General features: G+C 63.0%; 27 protein-coding genes. 13 read left to right on the top strand and 14 right to left on the bottom strand.

The genetic code is table 11. The features are described 5' to 3' along the window. The first annotated feature begins 2 nt into the window (after positions 1-2). Both cysE and LB547_RS04820 read left to right on the top strand, forming a co-directional pair. Positions 3-851 carry a serine O-acetyltransferase gene (cysE, locus tag LB547_RS04825; protein WP_140493699.1) on the top strand — a complete coding sequence of 283 codons (849 nt, stop codon included), beginning with the start codon at positions 3-5 and terminating at the stop codon, positions 849-851. A gap of 148 nt (positions 852-999) precedes the next feature. Then, on the top strand, positions 1000-1203 hold the full coding sequence (locus tag LB547_RS04820; RefSeq protein WP_019857879.1) for a DUF3126 family protein: 204 nt from the start codon (positions 1000-1002) through the stop codon (positions 1201-1203). 50 nt (positions 1204-1253) lie between these two features. On the opposite strand, the gene LB547_RS04815 is transcribed toward LB547_RS04820, so the two are convergent. Beyond that, the gene (locus tag LB547_RS04815; RefSeq protein WP_140493697.1) at positions 1254-1985 is read right to left on the bottom strand and encodes a hypothetical protein; all 732 of its coding nucleotides are present in this window, start codon (positions 1983-1985) and stop codon (positions 1254-1256) included. Between the two features lie 102 nt (positions 1986-2087). Between LB547_RS04815 and LB547_RS04810 the strand changes: the two genes are divergently transcribed. After that, positions 2088-2408 (top strand): DUF6949 family protein, encoded by a 321-nt coding sequence (locus LB547_RS04810; RefSeq protein WP_140493695.1) that lies wholly within the window; start codon positions 2088-2090, stop codon positions 2406-2408. A 42-nt stretch (positions 2409-2450) separates the two neighbouring features. Next, complete coding sequence (locus LB547_RS04805; protein WP_140493693.1) at positions 2451-2978, top strand: gamma carbonic anhydrase family protein; 528 nt, start codon at positions 2451-2453, stop codon at positions 2976-2978. A 185-nt stretch (positions 2979-3163) separates the two neighbouring features. On the opposite strand, the gene LB547_RS04800 is transcribed toward LB547_RS04805, so the two are convergent. From LB547_RS04800 to LB547_RS04790, 3 genes are all read right to left on the bottom strand, one after another. After that, a complete protein-coding gene (locus LB547_RS04800) occupies positions 3164-3772 on the bottom strand; it encodes a transglutaminase-like cysteine peptidase (RefSeq protein ID WP_140493691.1) in 609 nt (202 codons plus the stop codon). 229 nt (positions 3773-4001) lie between these two features. Further along, positions 4002-4619 (bottom strand): PilZ domain-containing protein, encoded by a 618-nt coding sequence (locus LB547_RS04795; protein WP_140762339.1) that lies wholly within the window; start codon positions 4617-4619, stop codon positions 4002-4004. A gap of 119 nt (positions 4620-4738) precedes the next feature. Next, positions 4739-5371 carry a PAS domain-containing protein gene (locus LB547_RS04790; RefSeq protein WP_140493687.1) on the bottom strand — a complete coding sequence of 211 codons (633 nt, stop codon included), beginning with the start codon at positions 5369-5371 and terminating at the stop codon, positions 4739-4741. A 401-nt stretch (positions 5372-5772) separates the two neighbouring features. On the opposite strand from LB547_RS04790, the gene LB547_RS04785 reads away from it, so the two are divergent. Both LB547_RS04785 and LB547_RS04780 read left to right on the top strand, forming a co-directional pair. Beyond that, complete coding sequence (locus LB547_RS04785; protein WP_140522115.1) at positions 5773-6531, top strand: rhomboid family intramembrane serine protease; 759 nt, start codon at positions 5773-5775, stop codon at positions 6529-6531. Positions 6532-6618: 87 nt separating this feature from the next. Then, positions 6619-7050, top strand: a complete 432-nt coding sequence (locus LB547_RS04780) for a CBS domain-containing protein (RefSeq protein WP_140493682.1) — start codon at positions 6619-6621, stop codon at positions 7048-7050. A gap of 45 nt (positions 7051-7095) precedes the next feature. Here LB547_RS04780 and LB547_RS04775 read toward each other — a convergent pair whose 3' ends face one another. Continuing rightward, positions 7096-7353, bottom strand: a complete 258-nt coding sequence (locus LB547_RS04775) for a YjhX family toxin (RefSeq protein WP_140493680.1) — start codon at positions 7351-7353, stop codon at positions 7096-7098. A 278-nt stretch (positions 7354-7631) separates the two neighbouring features. Between LB547_RS04775 and gatB the strand changes: the two genes are divergently transcribed. Further along, positions 7632-9131, top strand: coding sequence for an Asp-tRNA(Asn)/Glu-tRNA(Gln) amidotransferase subunit GatB (gene gatB / locus LB547_RS04770; RefSeq protein WP_140762335.1), 1500 nt, complete (start codon positions 7632-7634; stop codon positions 9129-9131). A gap of 3 nt (positions 9132-9134) precedes the next feature. Continuing rightward, positions 9135-9629 (top strand): GNAT family N-acetyltransferase, encoded by a 495-nt coding sequence (locus tag LB547_RS04765; RefSeq protein ID WP_140762332.1) that lies wholly within the window; start codon positions 9135-9137, stop codon positions 9627-9629. Between the two features lie 57 nt (positions 9630-9686). Here the strand turns inward: LB547_RS04765 and panC are convergent, their stop codons facing one another. Further along, complete coding sequence (gene panC, locus LB547_RS04760) at positions 9687-10538, bottom strand: pantoate--beta-alanine ligase (RefSeq protein ID WP_140762329.1); 852 nt, start codon at positions 10536-10538, stop codon at positions 9687-9689. Next, positions 10535-11377 carry a 3-methyl-2-oxobutanoate hydroxymethyltransferase gene (gene panB / locus LB547_RS04755; protein WP_140517641.1) on the bottom strand — a complete coding sequence of 281 codons (843 nt, stop codon included), beginning with the start codon at positions 11375-11377 and terminating at the stop codon, positions 10535-10537. The genes panC and panB overlap by 4 nt, the downstream gene beginning before the upstream one ends. Positions 11378-11607: 230 nt before the next feature. On the opposite strand from panB, the gene LB547_RS04750 reads away from it, so the two are divergent. The 3 genes from LB547_RS04750 (at position 11608) to LB547_RS04740 (ending at position 13136) form a co-directional block, all read left to right on the top strand. Then, positions 11608-12006: an NADH:ubiquinone oxidoreductase subunit NDUFA12 gene (locus LB547_RS04750; RefSeq protein ID WP_140493670.1), complete on the top strand. Its 399-nt coding sequence runs from the start codon at positions 11608-11610 to the stop codon at positions 12004-12006. A 114-nt stretch (positions 12007-12120) separates the two neighbouring features. Continuing rightward, complete coding sequence (locus LB547_RS04745; RefSeq protein ID WP_140762326.1) at positions 12121-12678, top strand: DUF2155 domain-containing protein; 558 nt, start codon at positions 12121-12123, stop codon at positions 12676-12678. A gap of 74 nt (positions 12679-12752) precedes the next feature. Beyond that, positions 12753-13136 (top strand): hypothetical protein, encoded by a 384-nt coding sequence (locus tag LB547_RS04740; protein ID WP_140762323.1) that lies wholly within the window; start codon positions 12753-12755, stop codon positions 13134-13136. A 12-nt stretch (positions 13137-13148) separates the two neighbouring features. On the opposite strand, the gene aat is transcribed toward LB547_RS04740, so the two are convergent. The 6 genes from aat to LB547_RS04710 form a co-directional block, all read right to left on the bottom strand. Next, the gene (aat, locus tag LB547_RS04735; protein WP_140517639.1) at positions 13149-13766 is read right to left on the bottom strand and encodes a leucyl/phenylalanyl-tRNA--protein transferase; all 618 of its coding nucleotides are present in this window, start codon (positions 13764-13766) and stop codon (positions 13149-13151) included. A 27-nt stretch (positions 13767-13793) separates the two neighbouring features. After that, positions 13794-15137, bottom strand: coding sequence for an acetyl-CoA carboxylase biotin carboxylase subunit (gene accC, locus LB547_RS04730; protein ID WP_140493663.1), 1344 nt, complete (start codon positions 15135-15137; stop codon positions 13794-13796). A gap of 10 nt (positions 15138-15147) precedes the next feature. Continuing rightward, positions 15148-15609 (bottom strand): acetyl-CoA carboxylase biotin carboxyl carrier protein, encoded by a 462-nt coding sequence (gene accB, locus LB547_RS04725; RefSeq protein WP_140493661.1) that lies wholly within the window; start codon positions 15607-15609, stop codon positions 15148-15150. A 26-nt stretch (positions 15610-15635) separates the two neighbouring features. Continuing rightward, a complete protein-coding gene (aroQ, locus tag LB547_RS04720; RefSeq protein ID WP_140517638.1) occupies positions 15636-16070 on the bottom strand; it encodes a type II 3-dehydroquinate dehydratase in 435 nt (144 codons plus the stop codon). A 145-nt stretch (positions 16071-16215) separates the two neighbouring features. After that, a complete protein-coding gene (locus tag LB547_RS04715; protein ID WP_140517637.1) occupies positions 16216-17019 on the bottom strand; it encodes a DsbA family protein in 804 nt (267 codons plus the stop codon). Positions 17020-17081: 62 nt separating this feature from the next. Further along, on the bottom strand, positions 17082-18473 hold the full coding sequence (locus LB547_RS04710; protein ID WP_140493655.1) for a M48 family metalloprotease: 1392 nt from the start codon (positions 18471-18473) through the stop codon (positions 17082-17084). 146 nt (positions 18474-18619) lie between these two features. Between LB547_RS04710 and LB547_RS04705 the strand changes: the two genes are divergently transcribed. Next, positions 18620-19768, top strand: coding sequence for a pyridoxal phosphate-dependent aminotransferase (locus LB547_RS04705; protein ID WP_140631712.1), 1149 nt, complete (start codon positions 18620-18622; stop codon positions 19766-19768). 4 nt (positions 19769-19772) lie between these two features. Further along, positions 19773-20702, top strand: a complete 930-nt coding sequence (locus tag LB547_RS04700) for a glutaminase (protein ID WP_140517635.1) — start codon at positions 19773-19775, stop codon at positions 20700-20702. A 93-nt stretch (positions 20703-20795) separates the two neighbouring features. Here the strand turns inward: LB547_RS04700 and LB547_RS04695 are convergent, their stop codons facing one another. Continuing rightward, on the bottom strand, positions 20796-23744 hold the full coding sequence (locus LB547_RS04695; protein ID WP_140584172.1) for an Rne/Rng family ribonuclease: 2949 nt from the start codon (positions 23742-23744) through the stop codon (positions 20796-20798). Positions 23745-24119 lie beyond the last annotated feature (375 nt).

Raw genomic sequence — 24119 nt, 5'->3', positions numbered from 1 at the left:
CGATGAACAGCATCAGCATTTCCCGACACAGCGCGTTGCAGCCGGTCGATCCGATCTGGCGCTCGATCCGGGACGAAGCGATGGACGCGGTCAATCGCGACCCGCTGCTCGCCGCCTTCCTCTATTCGACCATCCTCAATCAGGAGAGCCTGGAGGAGGCGGTCATCCACCGGCTGGCCGAGCGGTTGGCGCACCAGGACATTGGCTCCGATCTCATCCGCCAGACCTTCAAATCGATGCTGGCCGACGACAAGGATTGGCCGACCACCGTGCGTGTCGATATCCAGGCCTATTACGACCGCGATCCGGCCTGCGACCGCTTCATCATGCCGGTTCTCTACTTCAAGGGGTTTCACGCCATCCAGACCCACAGGCTGGCGCATTGGCTGTGGAACCAGGGGCGCAAGGATTTCGCGCTCTATCTGCAAAGCCGTTCGTCCTCGGTCTTCCAGACCGATATCAATCCGGCGGCCCGCATCGGCAAGGGCATCTTCATCGACCACGCCACCGGTCTGGTCGTCGGCGAGACAGCGGTCATCGAGGACGACGTGTCGATCCTGCACGGTGTCACGCTCGGCGGCACCGGCAAGGCCGGCGGAGATCGCCACCCCAAGATTCGTCGTGGCGTCTTGATCGGTGCCGGCGCCAAGATTCTCGGCAACATCGAAATCGGCCATTGCTCCAAGATCGCCGCCGGTTCGGTGGTGCTGTCGCCGGTGCCGCATAACAAGACGGTTGCAGGCGTGCCGGCTCGCGTCGTCGGCGAGACCGGCTGCGACCAGCCGTCGCGCCAGATGGACCAGCTTCTGCCGTCGCAGACGATGGACCAGGTCGTCAGCTTCGACATCTAGTTTTACTGAGGGGCGTCGCGGAGTTTCGCACTGCTCGCGCCGGCGGCTTCGATTGCCGTGCAATGCGGCGAGCTTGCCTTTACATGGCCATCGTCGACGTGTCAGAAGCGCCGTTCAAACGAGCAAGCCCGATGATCGGAGAAGACTGTTGAAGCCTGACGAAATCAGAAAGCTGGACGCCTATTTCAAGCGCGTCTTCCAGAACCCCAAGCTCGAGGTCAAGGCACGGCCGCGCAAGGAGGATTCGGCCGAAGTCTATGTCGGCGACGAGTTCCTCGGCATCGTCTTCAAGGACGAGGATGACGGCGACTACAATTTCTCGATGGCGATCCTCGACATCGATCTGGGCTGATCCCAGCATCCCATGGCGATGCCGGACGCAAACGCGACCGGCCTTTCCCGTCAATGTCCGGCCTTCAGGACACGCCTGGCCTCGGCGGTGATTGCCGCGTCAAGCGCCTGCCAATCCCCCAGAAATTCCTTCGGGAAGCGATAGGTGAGGCTGAGATCCTCGCCGACATGGATGTCGCGCTCGCAAGGCGCCAGCGATTGTTCTGCTGCCGGCCCGCTCAGGCAGCGGGCCACGAATGGGTCCTTGCCGGGCCGGTTGCCGACAACGAGCACCTCGTTGAGGTAACCTGATTTCGCGTTGAAACCGTAAATCGTCGTGCCGCCCGGACCTGCCGTGCCGGGCTGCACGATCAGCGCGCTGTAGATCGGCCCGAAACGTCCGCTCATGTCGCGAGACATCATTTGCGGTTCGAAGGACAGGAAGACGATGCTTTTGGCTGGCCCCGTGTGGTTGAAATCGCCGCGGGCGGCCTCGCTGTAGCCATCCATCTGGGGATAGCGCAGGTAGAGATCGAGCCGCGAGGCGATGCCGTCGCGCCGCGCCTGTTCGAAACGGATAAAATTGGCAGGCACGGCGATGACATTGTTGCCGACCACCACCTTGCGCATCGTCGCATCATCCGTGTAGCCGGCCATGGCGATCGAATGGCCGAACCATTTGCCGCCCAGGCTGATTGCGACCGACAGCAGGGCGAGTGCTGCGAAGGCGTAGAATACCCGCTTCATCAACGTGGAATCGACCACGGTGAATTCGGGGTCGTCGGCGATCGCTGCCTGCTTCATCTCTGTCCCCGGATTCCTGTCCCGTGACGGCACGCATCGCACGGCACGGCTCTTGCAGTCCTTCCAGCGACTGTGCGATTTCATGGTAAACGGAAGGTAAAGATGGGCCCGGTTGAGCTAACTGCGTTCGCTTTTCTTGTCGGGTTGACGGCTTGCGGGCTGGTCGGATCGGCGATGGAGTTGGTTGCCGGGCGCAAGGTCGCGTTCACCGAGCCTTATGTGTCCTCCGCGCACGTACTGCGTTCGCTCGCCGCCACCGCGTGCGCCGGGCCGTTCATGCTGGTCAACGATGCCTTGGACGCCCGCCGCGACGGTCGCATTTCGTCGGTGGCGCTGATTTCCTGTGGCTGCACGGCGGTCGCCTGGACGCTGGCGCTCGGCATCGTTCTTGTGGCCGTTGCGTGTTGGGAGGTGCCAACCTAGGGTCGTTCGACTTCTAGGCTTGAGACGAATCGGAGACCAGAAATGCCGCTTTATGCGATCGATGGCACCGAACCGAACTTCGCGGATGCGGGCTCAAACTGGATCGCGCCCGATGCGACGCTGATCGGCGACATCAGCATCGGCCGCAATGCCGGCTTCTGGTTCGGCGTCGTCATTCGCGGCGACAATGAGCCTGTCGTGATCGGCGCCGACACCAACGTGCAGGAGCACACGGTCATGCACACCGATCCCGGCTTCCCGCTGACCATTGGCGAAGGCTGCACGATCGGCCACCGCGCCATGCTGCATGGCTGCACCATCGGCGATAACAGCCTGATCGGCATGGGCGCAATCGTGCTCAACGGCGCCAGGATCGGCAAGAATTCGCTGGTCGGCGCCGGCGCGCTGGTCACCGAAGGCAAGGAATTCCCGGACAATTCGCTGATCGTCGGCTCGCCGGCCAAGGCGATCAGGGTTCTGGACGAGGCTGCGATTGCAAGGTTGCGGGCCTCGGCCGCGCACTATGTCGCCAACGGCAGGCGCTTCAAAGCGGGTTTGGAGAAGGTCTAAGCCAGAAATGGCGGAGCCGGCCCGGGGACGGGGCCGGCTCCTTAGACCCGGTCGTTGGGACGGGGAGGGTGGGGACTCGACCGGGTTTCTCCTTAGGCGCATCGCCTTGATGCGTAGCGCCTGGTCTCTGGTTCACGCGTGCCGGTCCCCTAACGCTGCGCGTTGATCGCCATGGATCGACGCCTTCAGCGGACGCTGGCGACCGCGTCGGCGCGGCCGTCGTTGATCGTCACCCAGACGCCGGAATTGGTATCCGACTGTCGCTTGAGGTAGGTGTAGTCGGTGTCCGTCCAGGACAGGACCTTGGTTTCCAGATTGTCGAGGATGAACTCGCCGAGGCTGGTGCGCACGGTCAGCACCGCGTGGCCGTCACCGTTCGGCTGGCGCGCGACCGTCATCAACAGGTTGCCGGCCGGAACGCCGGCGTCCATCAGCTCGCGGCGCTTTTCCAGCGCGTAGTCCTCGCAATCGCCATAGCCGTTGTCGGGATAGGCCCAATATTCCTCGACGCCGTTGTTTTCCATGTCGGTGCGCGGCTTGACGCGGGTATTGACCGAATTGTTGATGCTGAGGATCGTCGCCCACAGCTTGCGGGTCAGTTCGACCGGCGCCCCCTTGGGTGTCCGCTCGCTGCATTCGCCCGGCATGCGCTGGCAGAATTCATAGTGGCCGACAGGCTGTGTGGTGCGGCCGCCGGTGTGCATATAGGCCGGTCCCGCGGCATATGCTGATCCCCAAGCGGAAAGCTGCATCGCCATCGCCATCAGCAACAGCTTGCCCCTCGTTTTCTTCATTGTTTTTGTCTCCCCGTTCGAGGGAGACATTGCCACAGGTGGATTTATTCGACGCAAAAGCGCGCAGTAGACATTGAGTAAAACGCCCCTAGAATAAGTATCAAATTTGAAACTTTTGAATGGTCAATCGTTTAACGTTTCGGGGACTGAAGTGACTCGAATTGCGCTGTCGTGAAATACAAAAAAACCGGCCGCGAAGGCCGGTTTTGATCTTAACGCTGTTCGGCCTTCAGGCGCGCGGCGTGTTGAATTCCGAATCGAGCGTCTCAGGCCGCTGGATGACGGCGAATTCGATGGCGACGCCATCCTCGAAATGACGCACGATCTGTCCGCGCATGGTGCCGAGCATGACCTGGACGCCGATCGCCGGCTTGACGTCGATCTCGATCGCGGCGCCGGAGAGCGACAGGTCGATGATGCGGCACTGGTACTGACGGCCGTCGGTGAGCTGCAGGATGCTGGTCGGGTTGCGGGGGGCGACGCGCTCGTGGCGGCGGTCTTCCGGCAGATCGAGCTCGTGCTTGTTGGCGAGCCACGTCAATTGCGCGGCGAGCTTGTCCTTCTTGCGGTCCGACGCAATAACCGTCATTGCGAAACCGTCCTGCAAGGTGCGGGTGACGACGCCTTCTATGCGGCCGATATGGTCGACATAGGCGATGACCCTTTCACCGGGCATGCCGATGCGGTCCGTGCGAAACGCGACGTTACCCGGCGACATATCGACGACCTGGCAAGGATGTTCGGTGCGGTCTTCCAGCATGAAGCGCCCGTATATCTTGACCCGGACGCGCTGAAAGTTACGTCTCTCAGCTTGGGACGGCGCGTAGTCGACCGCCGCTGACCTCATGACTGCCTACACCCCGTTTGGCATCCCCGCGCGCCGATGCCAGGGACTTCATCCCAGAACTACAGCAAAGCGGGTTAACAAAGGGGAAAAACGGGCAGGCGGGGCTGTAGGATCGTCAACTATTCCTCGCGCCCGCCATCGAAGACGACGAGGTGGCGGATGCGGCGCGCTCGGCCGAGCGCGGAGATGGTTTCGGGCGCCTCCAGTTCGGCGGGAACAAGCGAGGGAACGTCGATCGCCGGCCGGCTCGCCAGCAACTCTTTTTCGGGATCGATGACACGGATCGAATCGATCAACGCGTCCGTGAGCGGGTCGGCGCCCAGCCAGAACGGCTTCTCCACAGCGCTGATCACGCCAAGGCAACGCGGGTTTTCGACGCCGCCATCCAGCGGCAAGGCAAGCAGTTCGAACTTGTTGGAACGGCCGTTGCGGCTGAAGCCCTCGAACATGATCAGCACGACGGATTTCTGGTCGAACACGCCATGGATCAGCTTCGAGACCAGCCGCTGGTCCTTCTCGCGCCATAGCGAGGGAAAGGAGAACCCCTTGAGTTCGCGGCCATAGGAGGCGCAGAGCCTTGTGCCGGCCAGCCGGAACACCGCTTGCCCACGCGTGTCCCTTTCCAGGATGAAGGTGTCGGCCAGCAGCGACTTGATATCGGCCGGCTCCACTTCCGAGCGCTTCGGGGCAGGGCGTCCATCACGCAAGCGGTTCCAATACTGGAACAGCGTGATCGATCCGTTCTGGTTCATGCTAAGCAGCTCCGCGCATTCTGTCGTCTGATGTCCCATCGGTGAACAGAAGGGCGCCCTCCGATGACCTACATGCGTTGCGGAGCAGGAAGCGTGCCAGCGTCGTTAACACTTGTTCACGGGTCGGGGCCGTTAAGGTTAACAAGTGGTTTACGTTGCGCCCGGTCGAGCCGCGTGGCACACAAAAACCACTCCAGAAGCGGTCGTTTCGCGACGATCGGCAGCACTTCAGTCAAGAGTTCGGGGGAACAGGGGACTCGACAGCCGTTCAAGGGAAACCTTGGACGGCTTTCTTTTGATTCGGCACTTTTGATTCGCGCTCGGCGATTCGCCCTTTGTGGTCCGGCGGGCAGTGGTCTAGATGCTCGCAACGACGAATCCTGGACCGAGTGCTAGTGCGCATGAGTGAACCTGTAAGCCCACCGGAAATAGAACAGGCGGATCGCGAGCCCGAGCCGCGTCGCGAGCCGATCTTCAACCTGCCGCCGATCGTGCTGGCGGTGATCGCCATTTGCGTGGCCATCTACCTGTTGCAGCAATACGTGCTGAGTGATGCTCAGCAAATGACACTGCTTTACGATGGGGCCTTCATCCCTGTCCTCTACACCGGCCAATACGGCTTCGACTGGTTCCTGTTCACGCGGCCCTTCACCTATGCCTTCATGCATGGTGGATTTGCGCATATCGCCATCAATATGGTCTGGCTCGCTGCCTTTGGCTCGCCGTTGGCCAATCGGCTCGGAGCGTTCTGGTTCGCGTTGTTCTTCGCCGCGACGGGACTGGCTTCAGTGGCGCTTTTCTGGGCCATGCATCCATATGGCGAAGCGCCGCTGGTCGGGGCTTCCGGTGCGATATCGGGCATGATGGGAGCGGCGGCACGCTTTGGCTTCCGTACGGATCGTTCGGCGGGCAAAGCCGCTTTCGCCGGCCCCGTGCTGCCGATCGCAATGGTGCTGCGCTCGCGTGGCGTGATGATCTTCCTTGCCGTTTGGATGATGATCAATCTTGTCACCGGCCTTGTCGGCTTCGCCCCCGGCGTCGACAGCCAGATCGCCTGGGAGGCTCATATTGGCGGCTTTGTCGCCGGCTTCTTCGGCTTGCGCTGGTTCGACAGGCGTTGGCAGCCGCTCGATTGGGAGACGACCGACCACCGCACTTGAAATGCAACCGATCGCGGCGCACGATGTTCACTCTTACGTGAAAGCCGGTCAGGGCAGGAACCGGTTGGCAAAGTAGAGGAGGACGCCATGACGGTTAAGGCCATTCTCGAGCAAAAAGGCCACGACGTGTTGACGCTCGGGCCGAACGAAAAACTGAGCGAAGCCATCCGCATCCTTGCCGAACACAGGATCGGGGCGTTGGTCATCACCAATGGAGACCGCAAGATCGTCGGCATCCTGTCCGAGCGCGACATCGTGCGCGTCGTCGCCAGGGAAGGCGCTGCCGCGCTCGACATAGCCGTTCGTTCCGCGATGACGCCGAAAGTGAAGATCTGCAACGAGAATCACACCGTCAACGAGGTGATGGAGATCATGACCCGGGGCCGCTTCCGCCATCTTCCGGTGGAAAAGGACGGCATGCTCGACGGCATCGTTTCGATCGGCGACGTGGTCAAGCGTCGTATCGAGGATGTCGAGCGCGAGGCTGAGGAAATCCGCGCCTATATTGCTACCGCCTGAGCGGCAAGCAACCGCCGGCCGCGCAAACGGCCGGCGGGCGATAGGCTACCTGTTGTCGAGTTCGGAGCGGACGAGTTGGAGCCCGCGCCGCGTGATGCGGTAGGGGCCGCCGTCCGACGACGAAACCGCCTTCTTGCGCTTCAGCTTCCGAAACAGGTCGAGATCGACGCCGGGGTAGTGCCAGCCGTCGCGGGTCAGGCATTTGACGGACGCGATCCGCTTCTTCTCACTTTTTTCGATCTCGATGCGTCCGCCCTGCGCGAGCAGGTGCAGAACGCGTTGTTCAATACGCGAAATATCCATGGGAGAGTTTCCGGGAAAACACAAAAGCCGCCGCCGCGAAGCTTCGCGGCACGGGGTTTCAGGTTTTCTGCCCTGCCTCGCTGCGAGGTCAGGGCCTTACCGGGACTGAGCGTAAGTGGACATCCACTCTCCATTGGGATGGATGGCCTATAGGCGAAAGCGGCGGAAAAGGCCAGCGAGCGGCTTTACGCTTGTCTCGCGAGGCGGTTTGCACTAGCGAAGTTGCAAATCAGGATGTGCAAAACGCACGTTTCCATCGTTCTACTACGCAGGCCACCATGAGCATCATCGATACCCGCACGCCCGACGCGAAACGCCTGATCCCCGGCGCCACCGGCGACTGGGAAATCATCATCGGGCTCGAGGTCCATGCGCAGGTGACATCGGAAGCAAAGCTGTTTTCCGGCGCTTCGACGTCGTTCGGTGCCGCCCCTAACGCCAATGTCAGCCTGGTCGATGCCGCAATGCCCGGCATGCTGCCCGTCATCAACGAGGAATGCGTCAAGCAGGCGATCCGGACCGGCCTCGGGCTGAAGGCGCAGATCAACCACAAGTCCGTCTTCGACCGGAAGAACTACTTCTACCCGGACCTGCCGCAGGGCTACCAGATCTCGCAGTTCAAGCAGCCGATCGTCGGCGAGGGCACGGTGATGGTCTCCGTAGGGCCCGACCGCCAGGGCGAGTTCGAGGACATCGAGGTCGGCATCGAGCGCCTGCATCTGGAGCAGGATGCCGGCAAGTCGATGCACGACCAGCATCCGACCATGTCCTATGTCGATCTCAACCGCTCCGGCGTGGCGCTGATGGAAATCGTGTCGAAACCGGACATGCGTTCGGCCGACGAAGCCAAGGCCTATGTCACCAAACTGCGCACCATCGTGCGCTATCTCGGCACCTGCGACGGCAACATGGACGAAGGCTCCATGCGCGCGGACGTCAACGTTTCGGTGCGCCGGCCGGGCGGCGAATTCGGCACGCGCTGCGAGATCAAGAACGTCAATTCGATCCGCTTCATAGGCCAGGCGATCGATTTCGAGGCGCGCCGGCAGATCGCTATCATCGAGGATGGCGGCACGATTGACCAGGAAACGCGGCTGTTCGACGCCGTCAAGGGCGAAACCCGTTCGATGCGCACCAAGGAAGAGGCGCACGACTACCGCTATTTTCCAGATCCCGACCTGTTGCCGCTGGAATTCGACCAGGCCTATGTCGAAGCGCTGGCCAAGGAACTGCCGGAACTGCCCGACGACAAGAAGGCGCGATTGATCTCCTCGCTCGGCCTCTCGACTTACGATGCCTCGATCCTGGTGTCGGAAAAGCCGATCGCCGACTATTTCGAGAAGGTGGCCGCCGGCCGCGACGGCAAGCTCGCCGCCAACTGGGTTATCAACGACCTGCTTGGGCAATTGAACAAAGCTGGAAAGGACATTGAAAATGCTCCGGTTTCGCCGGATCAGCTCGGTGCCATCATCGATCTGATCAAGGACGGCACCATCTCCGGCAAGATTGCCAAGGACCTGTTCGAGATCGTCTGGAACGAGGGCGGCGACCCGCGCCAACTGGTCGAGAGCCGCGGCATGAAACAGGTTACCGACACCGGCGCTATCGAAAAAGCGGTGGACGAGGTGATCGCGGCCAACCCGGACAAGGTCGAGCAGGCGCGCGCCAAGCCGACCATGGCCGGCTGGTTCGTCGGCCAGGTGATGAAGGCGACCGGCGGCAAGGCCAACCCACAGGCCGTCAATGACCTGGTCAAGGCCAAGCTGGGCATCGAGTAGGCTATGTTCGTGCGCACCGCCGGGGATCGCGACCTCGCCGCCATCCGGGCGCTGCTGGTCGAGACTTGGCATGCGACTTACGACGCCATCTATGGCGCCGAACGGGTGACAGAGATCACCGATGCGTGGCATTCGATCGCCTCGCTCAAGGCGCGGCTGGCGAAGCCAAACAGCGAGTTCCTCGTCGCCGACGATGGCCAGCGCATTGGCGGCATGGCATTTGCCGAAGCGCTCGATGGCGGCGGCGTGGTCATGCTGAAGCAGCTTTACGTGCAGCCCCGCCTGCAGGGCCGGGGCATCGGCGGCATGCTTCTCGACGAGATCATCGAAAGCTTCCCTGAGGCCCGCGCCATCCGGCTGGAAGTGGAAGAGAAGAACACGCGCGCAATTGCCTTCTACCAGGCGAACGGCTTCGTCCAGACCGGCCGCACCGACAATTGCGGTTCGGCCCAATCCGCTATCCCGGCCCTCGTCTATGAAAGGCCGCTTGCCGCATAGCGGCGGACCTTTTCGGGTGCGCAATCCGGCGGTCGAATTCAGCGGTCGAGCCGCAGCCTAAGTGGTGGAGACGTCCACATTGTCGATCAGCCTGGTCTTGCCCAGCCAGGCGGCGGCGAGCAGGCGGCCCTCGTGCCTGCGGCGCCACGGCGTCAGCGTCCGGCTCTCGCGAGCTTCGACATAATCGATCTTGTGGAAGCCGGCCGCGAGTAGGGCGCGGCTGGCTTCGCCTGTCGCGCCGTTCTGGTCGGCGCCGGCCGCCAGCGCCGCGGCTGCCTTGCGCAGGATCACGTTGAGCCGGCGGGCGATCTGGAGTTCGGCCTCGCCGAGATAGGCGTTACGCGATGACATGGCGAGGCCATGCGCGTCGCGGATCGTCGGCGCGCCGATGATTTCAACGGGCAGGTCGAGGTCGCGGCAGAGCTGCCTGACGACGCACAATTGCTGATAATCCTTTTCGCCAAAGACCGCGACGTCGGGCGACGCCTGCAGGAACAGCTTCGCCACGACGGTGGCGACGCCTTCGAAAAAAGTCGGTCGAAAATCCGATTCGAGCCCGGCGGAGGGACCGCCGACCGAGATTTTGGTGGCAAAGCCGGCAGGATACATCTCACCAACCCCAGGCGTGTAGGCAAGATCGGCTCCGGCCAAAGCCAGCTGGTCGAGATCGCGGGCGAGCTGACGTGGATATTTGTCGAGATCCTCGCTCGGCGCGAACTGCGTCGGGTTGACAAAGATCGAGACGATGCAGCGCTCGGCTCTTTCAAGCGCGATCCTGACCAGCGACAGGTGCCCTTCGTGCAAGGCGCCCATTGTCGGCACCATGGCGACGCGAAGGCCGTCGCGCCGCCAGTCGCGGATCCGCGCGCGAAGGCCGGCGACCGTGTCGACGACGAGGGGCCGGCTCATCGGTTGTCCTTGCCCAAGGTGGCCGAAAACACATTTTCGGAACCGGGGAATGTCCGGTCTCGTACCTCGCTGGCGTAACGTGCGGCCGCCTGCGAGACCACGCTGCGCAAATCGGCGTACTCCTTGACGAATTTCGGCACGCGGTCGACGGTGAGCCCGACCATGTCGTCTATGACCAGGATCTGGCCGTCGCAAACGCCACTCGCGCCGATGCCGATAGTCGGAATGGCGATGCGGCGGGTGATTTCGGCCGCGACCGCTTCGACCGTGCCCTCGATGACCATCGAAAAGGCGCCGGCTTCTTCGACGGCGCGCGCATCGGCAAACAGCGCTGCCGCATTCTCGTCGGTCCGGCCCTTGATCCTGTAGCCGCCATCCTTCTCGACGGATTGCGGCAGCAGGCCGATATGGCCCATGACCGCGATGCCGGCATCGACGACCGCGGCGATCTGCCGGGCCATACCGACGCCGCCCTCGAGTTTCACAGCCTGGCAGCCGGTTTCGCCAACGATACGCCGCGCCGAGGCAACCGCTTGGGCAGCCGAATCCTCATAGCTGCCGGCTGGCATGTCGACGACGACGCAAGCCCTGGCCGAGCCGCGCATCACCGCTTGCCCATGCGCGATCATCATCTCCAGCGAGGCGCCCAGCGTCGTTTTGTGGCCATGCAGGACCATTGCGACGCTGTCGCCGACGAGCAGCAGATCGACATGCTCGTCGAGCAGGCGGGCGATGGGGTAGGTATAGGCGGTGAGACAGACGATCGGCACGTCACGCTTTCGGCGGCGAATGGCGTCGGCACCGATGCGAATGTCGGCGGTCGGCGATTTCCTGGCCAATCGTCACCTCCCTCGGCCAACGGTCGGCCGGATACCCGCACGGGGCGCGCGCAGAGCTTTAGAAAGGCTGAGGGTGCTTGGCAAGCACCATACGGCGCCGGCAATGCATCACAGGCTTGTGTTGCCTTACCGGCGCGCCATTTGCGCCCTCTTGGCGGCAAGCCCCTTGCCTTCACGAAGGGCTGACGCCATAAGCAGGAAACGGACGCCATCGGCGCGAGGGTTTGAAGATGAAGACTTTCCTTACGCAGTTTTTCACCTGGTGGAACGGCCAGACGCTTGGCACGCGCCTGCACACTTGGCGGCACGGCAGGAAGGTCGGGCAGGACGAGGTGGGCAACGTCTACTACGAAGGCGGTGTCGATTCCGAAGGACGCACGCGCCGCTGGGTCATCTATCGCGATTATTCCGAGGCTTCTTCTATCCCGCCCGGCTGGCACGGCTGGATTCATCACCGCGTCGACGTCGCGCCGCCGAGCGACGATTACAAGCCGCGCGACTGGCAGAAGCCACATCAACCGAACCTGACCGGCTCGCCCTCAGCCTATCGTCCGAAGGGCTCGGTGCTGACCAACCAGCACCGCCCGCAGGTCACCGGCGACTACGACGCCTGGACGCCCGGATCATAAGCGGGCGTCGGTCCTTTATCGCCACAATTGGTGTTTAGCTGCTTGCTGATCAGAAAACGGCGACTAGCCTTTGTGATAGAGAATCACCCGGGCGCTAACCACCGGTATCCCTGCATGAGCATTTTCAGCCTGACATCGATGGGCGCACTGATGGTAGCCGCCGGGCTCACCGTTAGCACCGCGGCACTTGCCGCTTCGCCAACGCCGGCCGCACCCGCGCCGGCGCCGGGATCGGACCGAATCACCAACCCGGTCGCCGAATTCGCCGGCATCGACAAGATCACCGGCCGCATCATCACCTTCGACGTCTATATCGACGAGACGGTACAGTTCGGTGCTTTGCAGGTGACGCCGCGCGTCTGCTACTCCCGGCCGCAGAACGAGGAACCGAAGACCGATTCCTTTGTCGAAGTCGACGAGATCACGCTCGACCGCAAGATCCGCCGCATCTTCACCGGTTGGATGTTTGCCGAAAGCCCTGGTCTCAATGCCGTGGAGCATGCCGTCTATGACGTCTGGCTGAAAGCCTGCAAGCAGAAGTCGGATGTGCCAGCGCCCGATTCGGCCAAGACCGAGGCGGCCAAGCCCGATACGGCCCAGCCGAATGCCACGGCCGCTCCGGCTGCGACCGAGCCGGAAGCAACGGAACCGCCTACGACCAGCACCAACTGATCCTTCGGAACCGCCCTGACGGCAACGCGTTGGGGCCCTGACGGCCATACGATGCGCGCCGGGAGGATTTTCCAATGTCTGCCAGAAAGCGGATCACCGCCAGCATCAAGGAACTGCTTGAGCTCGAAAAGGGCTTCTGGACAGGCGATTCGGCATTTTTCGCGGCCAATGCCGACACCGAGTGCCTCGTGGCATTTCCGCGGATGGCCCAGACCATGAGCAATGCCGATCTCGCCGAAACCGCCGCCGATCCCAAGCGATGGCGTGATCTCGAGATCGATCTCAAGGGCGTGGTCGAACCAGGCAGCGACATCGTCATCCTGGCCTATGAGGCGCATGCCGTGAGGGGCAATGGCGAAGCCTACGCGGCGCTGGTCAGCACCGGCTATGTCCATCGCGTCAACGGCTGGAAGATGATGTTCCATTCGCAGGCTCCGCTGGAAACGAAGGTCCGCTGACGGGCTGGATCATCAGGGGAAAAACACCGCTTCACCCTTCAGCGCGTCGGCCAGCATCTTCTCGTATTTGCCGCGCGGCACGTCGATTGCGCCGAAGCGCTTGAGGTGTTCGGTGGTGAACTGCGTGTCGAGCAGTGCGAAACCGCGCGCCTGCAGGCGTTCGACGAGATGCACAAGGCAGATCTTCGAAGCATCCGTTTCCCGGGAAAACATGCTTTCGCCGAAGAACACCCTCCCCAGGGAGACACCGTAGAGGCCGCCGACCAGCCGCTCCTCGCGCCAGGCCTCGACAGAATGGCAATGGCCGATGCGATGCAACTGCACATAGGCCTCCCGGATCGGCGCGTTGATCCAGGTGGAACGGCGCTCCTCGCGCCTTTCGGCGCAGCCATCGATCGTCGCCTCGAAATCGAAGTCGAAACGGATGTCGAAGAGGTTTCGCCGAAGCGCCTTCTTCAGACTTTTCGGCGTGTGGAAGCGGTCGAGCGGAATGATGCCGCGCGTCTCCGGCCGCACCCAGAACACTTCCGGATCGGCGGCGCTTTCGGCCATCGGGAAGACGCCCGAGGCGTAGGCCTTGAGCAGAAGGTCGGTCGGGATACGATAGCCTGGCGCGTAGGGGCGAGTCATCGCTTCATTATAGCGGCAAGTCCGGGGCTATTCGCCTTTGGCCAGATATTTTTCCAGCCAGTGGATGTCATAGTCGCCATTGGCGATGTCGGCGTTGCCGACGAGGTCGCGAAACAGCGGCAACGTCGTCTTGATTCCGTCGACGACGAATTCGTCCAGTGCCCGGCGCAGCCGCATCATGCATTCGACGCGGTTGCGCCCGTGCACGATCAGCTTGCCGATCAGGCTGTCGTAGTAAGGCGGGATCTTGTACCCTGAATACACGCCGGAATCGACACGGATGCCAAGGCCGCCTGGCGTGTGGAAATGGGTGATCGTGCCGGGCGAGGGCGTGAAGGTGCGCGGATCCTCTGCATTGATGCGGCACTCGATGGCATGGCCCTGGAAGCGGATGTCTTCCTGCTTGACCGAAAGACCGCCGCCCGAGGCGACACGGATCTGCTCATGCACCAGATCGATGCCAGTGATAGCCTCCGTCACCGGATGCTCTACCTGCAGGCGCGTGTTCATCTCGATGAAATAGAACTCGCCATTCTCGTAGAGGAACTCGATCGTGCCGGCGCCGGAATAGCCGAGGTCGGCGATGGCGTTGGCGCAGATATCGCCGATGCGCGAGCGTTCCTCGGCGTTTAGCGCGGGTGAGTTGGCCTCTTCCCAGACTTTCTGGTGGCGACGCTGCAAGGAGCAGTCGCGCTCGCCGAAATGCACGCCCCGGCCAAAGCCGTCGCCGAACACCTGAACCTCGATATGGCGCGGCTTTTGCAGGTACTTTTCAATATAGACGGCGTCATCGCCGAAGGCCGCGCCTGCTTCCGAGCGGGCCGTCTGCAAGGCGACTTCGAGGTCGGCCTCGGTATGCGCCACTTTCATGCCGCGTCCGCCGCCGCCGGCCGACGCCTTGATGATCACGGGATAGCCGATCTCTGCGGCGATGCGCTTGGCCTCCTTTTCCTCGGTCACCGCACCATCGGAGCCGGGAACCACCGGGATGCCGAGGCGCTTGGCGGTGCGCTTGGCTTCGATCTTGTCGCCCATGATGCGGATATGGTCGCCGGTCGGACCGATAAAGGTAATGTTATGCGCGGCCAATATGTCGGAAAACTTGGCGTTCTCCGACAGGAAACCGTAGCCGGGATGCACGGCGTCGGCGCCGGTGATCTCGCAGGCGGCGACGATCTGGTGGATATTGAGATAGCTGTCGCGCGATGGCGGTGGCCCGATGCATACGCTCTCGTCGGCGAGCCGAACATGCATGGCGTCGGCGTCGGCGGTCGAATGCACCACCACCGTCTGGATGCCAAGCTCCTTGCAGGCACGCAGCACCCGAAGCGCGATTTCGCCGCGATTGGCGATGAGAATCTTCTGGAACATTAGGGCCGCTCTACTCGATCACGACGAGCGGCATGCCGTATTCGACCGGCTGTGCGTCCTCGAACAGGATCGCCGTCACCGTGCCGGCGCGCGGCGACGGGATCTGGTTCATCGTCTTCATCGCTTCGATGATCAGCAGCGTCTGCCCTTCCTTGACGTTCTGGCCGATCTCGATGAACGGCTTGGCATCCGGCGAGGGCGCCAGGTAGGCGGTGCCGACCATGGGGGAGGCCACGGCGTTTTTCGACACGTCGGCCGCGGCCGGAACGGCTGCGGTGGCAGGTTGGGCCGCTGGCGCCGGCGCAAAGGCCGGCTGCGGCGCGGCTATCGCGTGAACCGCCGGCGCCTGCCGCGATACGCGCACCTTCAGGTCACCCAGCTCGACTTCGATCTCGGTGAGATTGGTGTCGTTCAGTATGCCCGCCAGGTCGCGGATCAGCTGCTGGTCAACACCGGTCTTCTTTATCGACATTTTCGAGCCTTCTGTTTGTTGGCCGGTCATAGGCGTGCGGCCAGCGCCTGAAGCGCCAGCGTGTAGCCGAGCGGCCCAAAGCCACAGATCATGCCGACAGCGACCGGCGCGACCATGGAGACGTGGCGGAATGATTCCCGCGCATGGATATTGGAAAGATGGACCTCGGCGACCGGCAGCGGCGCCACGGAACGAATGGCGTCGTGAATCGCGATCGAGGTGTGGCTATAGGCGCCGGGATTGATGACGATGCCGGCGGCCTTGTCGCCGGCTTCCTGGATCCAGTCGACGAGGTCGCCCTCGTGGTTCGACTGGCGGAAATCGATTTCGAGCCCGAGCGCCGCGCCCGCCTCTCTGCAGTCCTCCGCGATGGCGGCAAGCGTCTTGCCGCCATAGATGCCTGGCTCGCGCTTGCCGAGCGCGTTGAGATTGGGACCGTTCAGGACGAAAACCGTTTTCAAAAAATGCCGACCTTTTCCGGCACCGGCGTCAAACCGGCGCTGGGCCCTCTATAATGGGCATAGACGCCCGCGGAAAGAGCGCAAGTGCGTTCTTTCACTGTCCACAACAGGCGGAAATGCGCCCGTGAAGAAAACCCGCGGCCGATCAAAGCGCGGCTTTCGCCGCCTCGATCTTCTCCGCCAGGACTTCCTGTCCGAGCGCCCCGAACACGACCTCGTTGCCGACGACATAGGACGGCGTTCCGGTGATCGCCAGCTTGTTGGCGAGATCGTAGGTCTTGGAGAAGGCTTCGGTGATGGACGGGTCCTTCATCTTTTCACGCAGCGTCGCTTCATCGGCGCCGAGCGAAAGCGCGACCTTGATCGCCGCCGCCTCGGTGGCGCGACCCTGGCCGCCGAGCAGCGCATTGTGGAACTCGCCGTACTTCTGCGGCATCATCAGGTGGAAGGCCATCGAAACGACGCTGGCCTTCTGCGAATCCGGGCCGAGGATCGGGAACTCCTTGAGCACGAAACGCAGGTCCGGATCGGCCTTGGTCAGCGCCTGCATGTCTTCGATGGCGCGTTTGCAGAAGCCGCAATTGTAGTCGTAGAACTCGACGATCGTGACCTTGCCGTTCGGGTTCCCGACCACGCCGTCGAAGGAGGAGTTGAAGATCTGCTCCTTGGCGCCCTTGATGACGCCGAGATGGGCAATGCGCTGCTCTTCCTTCTGCTTGGCCTCGAGCGCATCCTGGACTTCCAGCAGCACTTCCGGATTCTTCAGGAGATAATCGCGGATGATGCCTTCGACCTCGGTGCGGTCGATCTTGGTATCGGCCGCTGCCGTCTGAAGCGGTTGCGCCGCACCGGCTTCCGCGATTTGCGGGCTGCCGGCCACGAAACCGAACGCCAGCATGGCAAGGGCTATCGCAACTCCCGTGGTGCCCAGCAACAGTGCCTTTTTCATCGTTCCGTTCCTTTGCCTGTTTTCCGGTCTGGCTGCGTCGCAGCGCACGGCCGGAAGGTTCACTATACCTTGCCCGACGGCTTGTAGTTTATGATGTCCTGGGCGCGTATCCATCGCGGCTCGCCGCGTTTGAGTTGCTGCTGCGCTCGCATGGCGAAGATCTTCGCATCCTTGTAGTTACCGGAATAGAAATGACCCTCGGCCGTGGCGAGCTCGGCGCCCGGTATGTCTCCCAATTCGCCATAGGCCTGCGCCAGATAGCGGTATCCCACGGAATTTTCCTTGTCGCGTCGCAAGCCGTTGTTGATCTGCACCACGGCCTTTTTCAGAGCGTCTGGGGTGCCCGTCGCCATCAACGCCTGGCCGAGCGAAACCGGCAGCAATCCAGATCGCGCCTTGTCGAGGCTGACTGCCTTGGCGTAGGCATCGGCAGCTTCCTTGGGCTTGTTCGCCTTCATCAATATATCGCCGCGCAATTCCTGGAAATAGGCGTTGCCGGGCTGGGCTTTGATCAAGGCGTTGGTCTTGGCGAGTGCGGTGGCGATGTTGCCGAAAAGATAGGCCGATTGGGCCTCGCCATACTGCGCGGCAAGGCTGCCCTGCATCTTTCGCATCAGCCGCGACGCGGCGGCCTGGCCTTCCATGTAGACAGCGATCTTCACCCGCATCATGTCGTGGCGCAATTGCAGTGCCGGCGCATCGACCTTGTCGAGATAGGGGCTCTGCTTGACCAGCACTTCGAGGTTGGAGATTCGATCGCGCGGCATTGGATGGCTGATCCGGTAGGGATCGACCTGCGCGCCCGACAGCGACAAGGCCGTCTGGAAACGCTGAAACGTCTTCAGCATGCCCATGCCGGACTGGCCGGTGGCGTTGAGATAGGTGATCGCCGAGCGGTCGGCCGTCATTTCCTCGGTGCGCTGATAGGCGAGAATGCTGCGCTGCGCCATCTCGCCGCCGCCAGCCGCCACGCCCACGCCGGCGCCGGCAAGTCCGCGGCTGTTGGTGGTCGCCCCGGCGACCATGGCGCCGGCGCCCAGCAAGGTTGCGATGATGGCCATCGTCTTGGCGCGCTCGAGCTGGTCACGCAGTTTCTGCTGGTGGCCGCCGGCGATATGGCCGGCCTCGTGGGCGATGACGCCGATGATCTCGTTGGGCGTTTCGGCTTCCATCAAGGCGCCCGTGTTGATGAACAGCCTGCGTCCGGTGACGAAGGCATTGAAGCTCTGGTCGTTGACCAGGACGATGTCGATGCCGTCATTCGCCAGACCGGCGGCCTTGAAGATCGGGCGGGCGTAGTCGCGCACCAGCGCCTCGATCTCGGCATCGCGCACCACCGGCACGTTCTGGGCCAAGGCGCTGATGGAACCAGACACCGCGACGGCGACGCCAAGCGAAAGCGTCGCAACGACGCGCGCTACCCGGGCAACCATCGATTTGGGTCGGCTCAACATGACGTGTCCACTGGTAGACGAGCGGGCGAAAGATGAAAAGTCGGCACCGGAAAAACTTCCTCAACTTGTGATCCTCACACCAATCGGGCATTTGTGCGGCGCATGCGCCAGGACGTGGTGCGCTCAATCGTCGGATCGAGGTCAAAATGGTCGTTTCGCTCTCACGCCGTGGCAATGTCGAACCCTTCCACGCCATGGATGTGCTGGCCGAGGCGAACCGGCTGAGAGCGACGGGCGCGCCGGTCATTTCCATGGCCGTCGGCCAGCCGTCCGATCCGGCTCCGGCCCGCGTTCGTGCCGCGGCGGCCAGGGCTTTGCAGGACGGGCGTATTGGCTATACCGATGCGCTGGGCCTGGCTGGATTGCGCAAGGCGATCGCGGAACACTATGGGGATCACTACGGGCTTGATGTCGCGCCCGACCGGATCGCGGTCACCACGGGATCCTCGGCCGCCTTCAATCTCGCCTTCCTGGCAATGTTCGATCCCGGTGACCGCGTCGCCATCGCAGCGCCCGGCTACCCCGCCTATCGCAACATCATGGCGGCGCTGGGCATCGAAGTGATCGAGATCGAGCTCGGCGACGCGGCCTATCTTCATGCCGCTCACCTGGAGACCGCGCATCGCGAAAAACCGCTGAAGGGCGTGCTGTTCGCAAGTCCCGCCAACCCGACCGGCGCGGTCATTCCGGCCGATGATCTCGCGGACCTGGTCCGGACGGCGGAGGCGCTCGGCATTGCCGTCATCTCCGACGAGATCTACCACCGGCTGGCCTATGCGGCGCCCGACACCACGGCACTCGCCTTTGGAGCCGGTGTCACGGCGATCAACTCCTTCTCGAAATACTATTGCATGACCGGCTGGCGCATCGGCTGGATGGTGCTGCCGGAAGCGGTGGTGCGGCCCATCGAGCGCATTGCGCAGAGCCTCTACATCTCGCCGCCGGAACTGTCGCAGGTCGCCGCAATCGAGGCCTTTGCCGCTACCGAGGAGCTAGAAGCGGTCAAGGGTCGCTATGCCTGGAACCGCGAGCTCCTGATGAAGCGTCTGCCGGAGCTCGGTTTTCCGCTCGCAGCACCGATGGATGGCGCCTTCTATGCCTTTTGCGACGTCACCAGGCACAGCAACGACAGCATGGCTTTCGCCCGCAAGATGCTGGCCGAGGCGCATGTCGCGGCCACGCCCGGCCGTGATTTCGACACCCAGGCCGGGCACCGCACTATGCGTTTCTCCTATGCCGGCAGCCATGACGACATGGTCGAGGCATTGGCGCGCATCGAACGCTGGCTGAGGTAGATCCATGCCGGAACTCGAGCAGGCCCTGGCCGAAGTCGCGGTCGAAATGGCCGAACGCACCGATCGCGGCGAGGTCGCCACCTATATCCCGCAACTCGGCAAGGTTGATCCCAAGAAATTCGGCATCGCAGCCGTCACCAATGACGGCCGTGTGCTGATGGCGGGCGACGCCGACCAGCCCTTTTCGATCCAGAGCATCTCGAAAGTGTTCACCTTGACGCTGGCGCTGGGCAATGTCGGCGACGCGCTGTGGAAGCGGGTAGGGCGCGAGCCTTCGGGCAATCCGTTCAACTCGATCGTGCAGCTCGAGCATGAGAACGGCATTCCGCGCAATCCCTTCATCAATGCCGGCGCCATTGTCATCTCCGACATCCTGCTTGCCGGCCACCAGCCGCGCGAGGCGATCGGCGAGATCCTGCGCTTCATCCAGTTCCTCGCCGACGACGAGACCATCATCATCGACCGCGAGGTGGCAGCGTCGGAGCGCGCCACCGGCTATCGCAACTTCGCGCTCGCCAACTACATGAAATCCTTCGGGAATCTTCATCATGCGCCGGAGCTGGCGCTCGGCGTCTATTTCCACCATTGCGCCATCGCCATGAGCTGCCGGCAGCTGGCGATGGCCGGCCGGTTCCTCGCCAATGGCGGCAAAAATCCGGCGACCGGACATTCCGTGGTGTCGGTCGAGCGGGCACGCCGCATCGGCGCCATGATGCTGACCTGCGGCCACTATGACGGCTCCGGTGATTTTGCCTTCCGCGTCGGCATTCCGGGCAAGAGCGGCGTCGGCGGCGGCATATTGGGCATCGTGCCCGGCGTCGCCTCGCTCGCCGTCTGGTCGCCCGGCCTCAACGCCAACGGCAATTCCAAGCTGGGCTCGATCGCCCTGGAAAAGCTTGCCAGGATGATGAACTGGTCGATCTTCGCGCCGTAACGTTCCGGCAAACCGGATATGAAAATCCCGCGCCGTCTTTCGACCGGCGCGGGATTTTTTTTATTCAGGAAGTCAGTTCAAAGGGCTGAAATCTCAGAAGAAACCTTTCCGCTGCCACCAGCCGGCGCGCTTCGGCTTCTCTTCGGTCTTGGTTTCCGGCTCTTCGGCGACGGTCGAGGAAACCACCGGCACGATCGGCGCATCGATGGCCGCCGGCTTGCGTCGTGACGGACGGGCCTTCGGTGTTTCCTCGGCGGTCGCTGCCGCCGCCTCGTCCGATGCCGTGGCTGGCGTCTCGGCGGGTGCCGGAACGGCCAGTTCAGCGATCGGCTCCTCGGCGACAGCCTCGGCGGCTGCCTTCTTCGGCTTGGCTGCGCGCCGCGGCTTCTTGGGCTTCTCGGCGGTCGTCGCCTCGTCGCTCACTGGAGCCACCGGCTCTTCCGCAGCCACGACGGTTACCGGCTCGATCGCAGGCTCGCTTTCGGAAGCATCGACCCCGGAAGGTTCGGTCGCTTCATCGGCGCTTGCCTCGGCCTCGCCTTCGCCGTCCTCGCGCCGGTTGCGTTTGCCGCCGCGCTTGCCGCGGCGACGCTTCTTGCCCTGGCCCTCGTCGGATGCTTCCGCCGTTTCGGCAGTTCCGGCCGCGGGGACCGGAGCCTCGTCGCCGGCTTCCGCCTCGTCACGGCTCACCGGGCTTTCCGATGTGGACAACTCGTCGGCCTGCGCCGACACGGAAGCACCGTCGGTGTGGCCATGTTCTCGATCGCGATCCTTGCCGCCGCGGCGTCTGCGACGCTTGCGGCGCTTGCGGTCGCGGCCTTCGCCCTCTTCGCCGGGCCTCTGCTGGTGCTGACCTTGCTGCGGCTGACGCGGCTGTTCGGCCTGGGCCGGTGCTTCGTCTTCCTCCTCGACGATGGTCTCATCCTCGGGCTCTTCCGGTTCGACATAGGCCGGCAGGGTGCGTGCCTCGACGAAGCCTTCAGGCTTTTCGGCCAGCGCGCCGCGGAAGATCGCATAATGCTGCGAACCGACCGTGTCGTCGGCCTCGAGCGTGATGGTCAGGCCGAAGCGGCTTTCCAGTTCCACCAGCGTGCCGCGCTTGTGGTTGAGCACATAGAGCGCGGTCGCCGCGGGCGTGCGAACCGTGATGTGGCTGCGCGAATCCTTGAGCAGGAACTCCTCGATCGCCCTGACCACCATCAGCGCGACAGACGAATCGGAGCGCACATGGCCGGTGCCGCCGCAATGCGGGCAAGGCTTCATGGTCGATTCCAGCACGCTGGCGCGGATGCGCTGGCGCGACATCTCCATCAGGCCGAAATGCGAGATGCGGCCGACCTGGATGCGCGCGCGGTCGTTCTTGAGATGATCCTTCAACCGCTTCTCGACGGCACGGTTGTTGCGGTTCTCCTCCATGTCGATGAAGTCGATGACGATCAGGCCGGCAAGGTCGCGCAGCCTGAGCTGGCGGGCGACTTCCTCCGCCGCTTCCAGATTGGTGTGGAGCGCGGTGTCCTCGATCGAGTGCTCCTTGGTCGAGCGGCCCGAATTGACGTCGATGGCGACCAGCGCCTCGGTCTGGTTGATGATGATGTAGCCGCCGCTCTTCAGCGTCACTTGCGGCTGCAGCATGCGGTCAAGCTGCGCCTCGATGCCATTGCGCACGAAGATCGGCGTCGTATCGCGGAACGGCTGAACCACCTTCGCGTGGCTCGGCATCAGCATGCGCATGAAGTCCTTGGCCTCGCGGTAGCCCTCTTCGCCGGAGACGAGGATCTCGTCGATGTCCTTGTTATAGAGGTCGCGCACCGAACGCTTGATCAGGCTGCCTTCCTCGTAGACGAGGGCAGGGGCCGTGGACTGGAGCGTGAGATTGCGCACGTTCTCCCAAAGCCGCATCAGATATTCGTAATCGCGCTTGATCTCGGCCTTGGTGCGGCTCTCGCCTGCGGTGCGCAGGATGACGCCCATGCCTTGCGGCACTTCGAGATCGGCGACCACTTCCTTGAGGCGCTTGCGGTCCACAGCACTGGTGATCTTGCGCGAAATTCCGCCGCCGCGCGCCGTGTTCGGCATCAGCACGGAATAGCGGCCGGCAAGCGACAGATAGGTGGTGAGCGCTGCGCCCTTGTTGCCGCGCTCTTCCTTGACAACCTGCACCAGCAGGATCTGGCGGCGCTTGATCACTTCCTGGATCTTGTACTGGCGGCGCATCGGCTTACGGCGGTTGCGCGCTTCCTCCAGGGCATCCTCGGCGCCGACCGATTCGACCTCGTGATCGTCCGGATGCGAAGACTGAACCTCTTCCAGCATGCCGCGATCATCGTCGCTGGATTCACTGCCCTGTTCCGTCAGCGGGACGGGTTCGGAAATCACGTCGGCGTCGACGGAGGCGGCGATCGACGTCGGGCCGCCCTCGCGGGTCTCGCCTTCGTCCTGTCCGGACGATTCGTCGCTCTGCTCGGGGGAGGCTTCGCCATGATTGGATGCATCCGCGGCCTGTTCCGGGATATCGGCCGCATGTTCGATGGTTTCCGAACCGTGGGAAGTGTTCTCCGAGACGGCGTCATTGCCATTGTCGGCGTCGCCTGCCTCGCCGGCCGTTTCGGTTGCCTCGTCGGCATCGGCCCCGCTCGCATCGCGCTTGTGTTCTGCGCGGTCGCGGCCCTTGCCGCCGCGCCGGCGCCCGCGCCGGCCGCGATCGCGGCTCTGGCGGTCGTCGCCTTCGCCGTCCTCATCGTCCTCGTCCTCGGCTTCCTGCGCTTCGGCGCGCAGCAGCGCCTGACGGTCGGCGACGGGGATCTGGTAGTAGTCGGGGTGTATTTCACTGAAGGCGAGGAAACCGTGACGGTTGCCGCCATATTCGACAAAGGCTGCCTGAAGGGAGGGTTCGACGCGCGTTACGCGGGCGAGATAGATGTTTCCTTTGAGCTGCTTCTTGTCCTGTGATTCAAAGTCGAATTCTTCGATACGATTACCGCGTACGACGACAACGCGTGTTTCCTCCGGGTGGGAGGCGTCTATCAGCATTTTGTTGGGCATTATTTCGTTTCCCCCCGGCAGCCGTCAGCCGCAGCTTGCGGCGCAAGGGCCGCTGCTGTGTGTCTGGATGAATGTGGGTGCCGGATGTCTGAATGTCCGCCGGACGGTGCCTGCGCGCCATGGCGGTGCCGCCCGCAGCCATATTGGCGCGGTTTGATGCGGACCTTTCCATGATTGCGCTTGAAGCCATCGTCACCAGCAGAACCTTTTGAACCAAAGCCCGGAAACCGGACCAGCTTGTTTGCTCATACAGAGCCGGCGCGGGACAAACCCGGCCGTTTTCCTCACGCAGGCGATTCCCCCGCCACGGGCGCACACCTGCGAAATTCGTCGCGATCACCTGAACCCTTCTCGCATGGAGCGAAAGGAGCCGCC

This window comes from Mesorhizobium sp. B264B1B (assembly GCF_020165765.1).
In the GTDB taxonomy this organism is placed as follows: domain Bacteria; phylum Pseudomonadota; class Alphaproteobacteria; order Rhizobiales; family Rhizobiaceae; genus Mesorhizobium.
The sequence above is the reverse complement of the archived record's forward strand: the minus strand, read 5'-3'. Positions and strand labels throughout refer to the sequence as shown.

Coding starts and splice junctions, on each gene's coding strand:
- cysE (WP_140493699.1), top strand. CDS start 3: ATGAACAGCATCAGCATTTCCCGACACAGCGCGTTGCAGCCGGTCGAT.
- LB547_RS04815 (WP_140493697.1), bottom strand. CDS start 1,985: ATGAAGCAGGCAGCGATCGCCGACGACCCCGAATTCACCGTGGTCGAT.
- LB547_RS04810 (WP_140493695.1), top strand. CDS start 2,088: ATGGGCCCGGTTGAGCTAACTGCGTTCGCTTTTCTTGTCGGGTTGACG.
- LB547_RS04805 (WP_140493693.1), top strand. CDS start 2,451: ATGCCGCTTTATGCGATCGATGGCACCGAACCGAACTTCGCGGATGCG.
- LB547_RS04800 (WP_140493691.1), bottom strand. CDS start 3,772: ATGAAGAAAACGAGGGGCAAGCTGTTGCTGATGGCGATGGCGATGCAG.
- LB547_RS04795 (WP_140762339.1), bottom strand. CDS start 4,619: ATGAGGTCAGCGGCGGTCGACTACGCGCCGTCCCAAGCTGAGAGACGT.
- LB547_RS04790 (WP_140493687.1), bottom strand. CDS start 5,371: ATGAACCAGAACGGATCGATCACGCTGTTCCAGTATTGGAACCGCTTG.
- LB547_RS04785 (WP_140522115.1), top strand. CDS start 5,773: ATGAGTGAACCTGTAAGCCCACCGGAAATAGAACAGGCGGATCGCGAG.
- LB547_RS04780 (WP_140493682.1), top strand. CDS start 6,619: ATGACGGTTAAGGCCATTCTCGAGCAAAAAGGCCACGACGTGTTGACG.
- LB547_RS04775 (WP_140493680.1), bottom strand. CDS start 7,353: ATGGATATTTCGCGTATTGAACAACGCGTTCTGCACCTGCTCGCGCAG.
- gatB (WP_140762335.1), top strand. CDS start 7,632: ATGAGCATCATCGATACCCGCACGCCCGACGCGAAACGCCTGATCCCC.
- LB547_RS04765 (WP_140762332.1), top strand. CDS start 9,135: ATGTTCGTGCGCACCGCCGGGGATCGCGACCTCGCCGCCATCCGGGCG.
- panC (WP_140762329.1), bottom strand. CDS start 10,538: ATGAGCCGGCCCCTCGTCGTCGACACGGTCGCCGGCCTTCGCGCGCGG.
- LB547_RS04750 (WP_140493670.1), top strand. CDS start 11,608: ATGAAGACTTTCCTTACGCAGTTTTTCACCTGGTGGAACGGCCAGACG.
- LB547_RS04745 (WP_140762326.1), top strand. CDS start 12,121: ATGAGCATTTTCAGCCTGACATCGATGGGCGCACTGATGGTAGCCGCC.
- LB547_RS04740 (WP_140762323.1), top strand. CDS start 12,753: ATGTCTGCCAGAAAGCGGATCACCGCCAGCATCAAGGAACTGCTTGAG.
- aat (WP_140517639.1), bottom strand. CDS start 13,766: ATGACTCGCCCCTACGCGCCAGGCTATCGTATCCCGACCGACCTTCTG.
- accC (WP_140493663.1), bottom strand. CDS start 15,137: ATGTTCCAGAAGATTCTCATCGCCAATCGCGGCGAAATCGCGCTTCGG.
- accB (WP_140493661.1), bottom strand. CDS start 15,609: ATGTCGATAAAGAAGACCGGTGTTGACCAGCAGCTGATCCGCGACCTG.
- LB547_RS04715 (WP_140517637.1), bottom strand. CDS start 17,019: ATGAAAAAGGCACTGTTGCTGGGCACCACGGGAGTTGCGATAGCCCTT.
- LB547_RS04710 (WP_140493655.1), bottom strand. CDS start 18,473: ATGTTGAGCCGACCCAAATCGATGGTTGCCCGGGTAGCGCGCGTCGTT.
- LB547_RS04705 (WP_140631712.1), top strand. CDS start 18,620: ATGGTCGTTTCGCTCTCACGCCGTGGCAATGTCGAACCCTTCCACGCC.
- LB547_RS04700 (WP_140517635.1), top strand. CDS start 19,773: ATGCCGGAACTCGAGCAGGCCCTGGCCGAAGTCGCGGTCGAAATGGCC.
- LB547_RS04695 (WP_140584172.1), bottom strand. CDS start 23,744: ATGCCCAACAAAATGCTGATAGACGCCTCCCACCCGGAGGAAACACGC.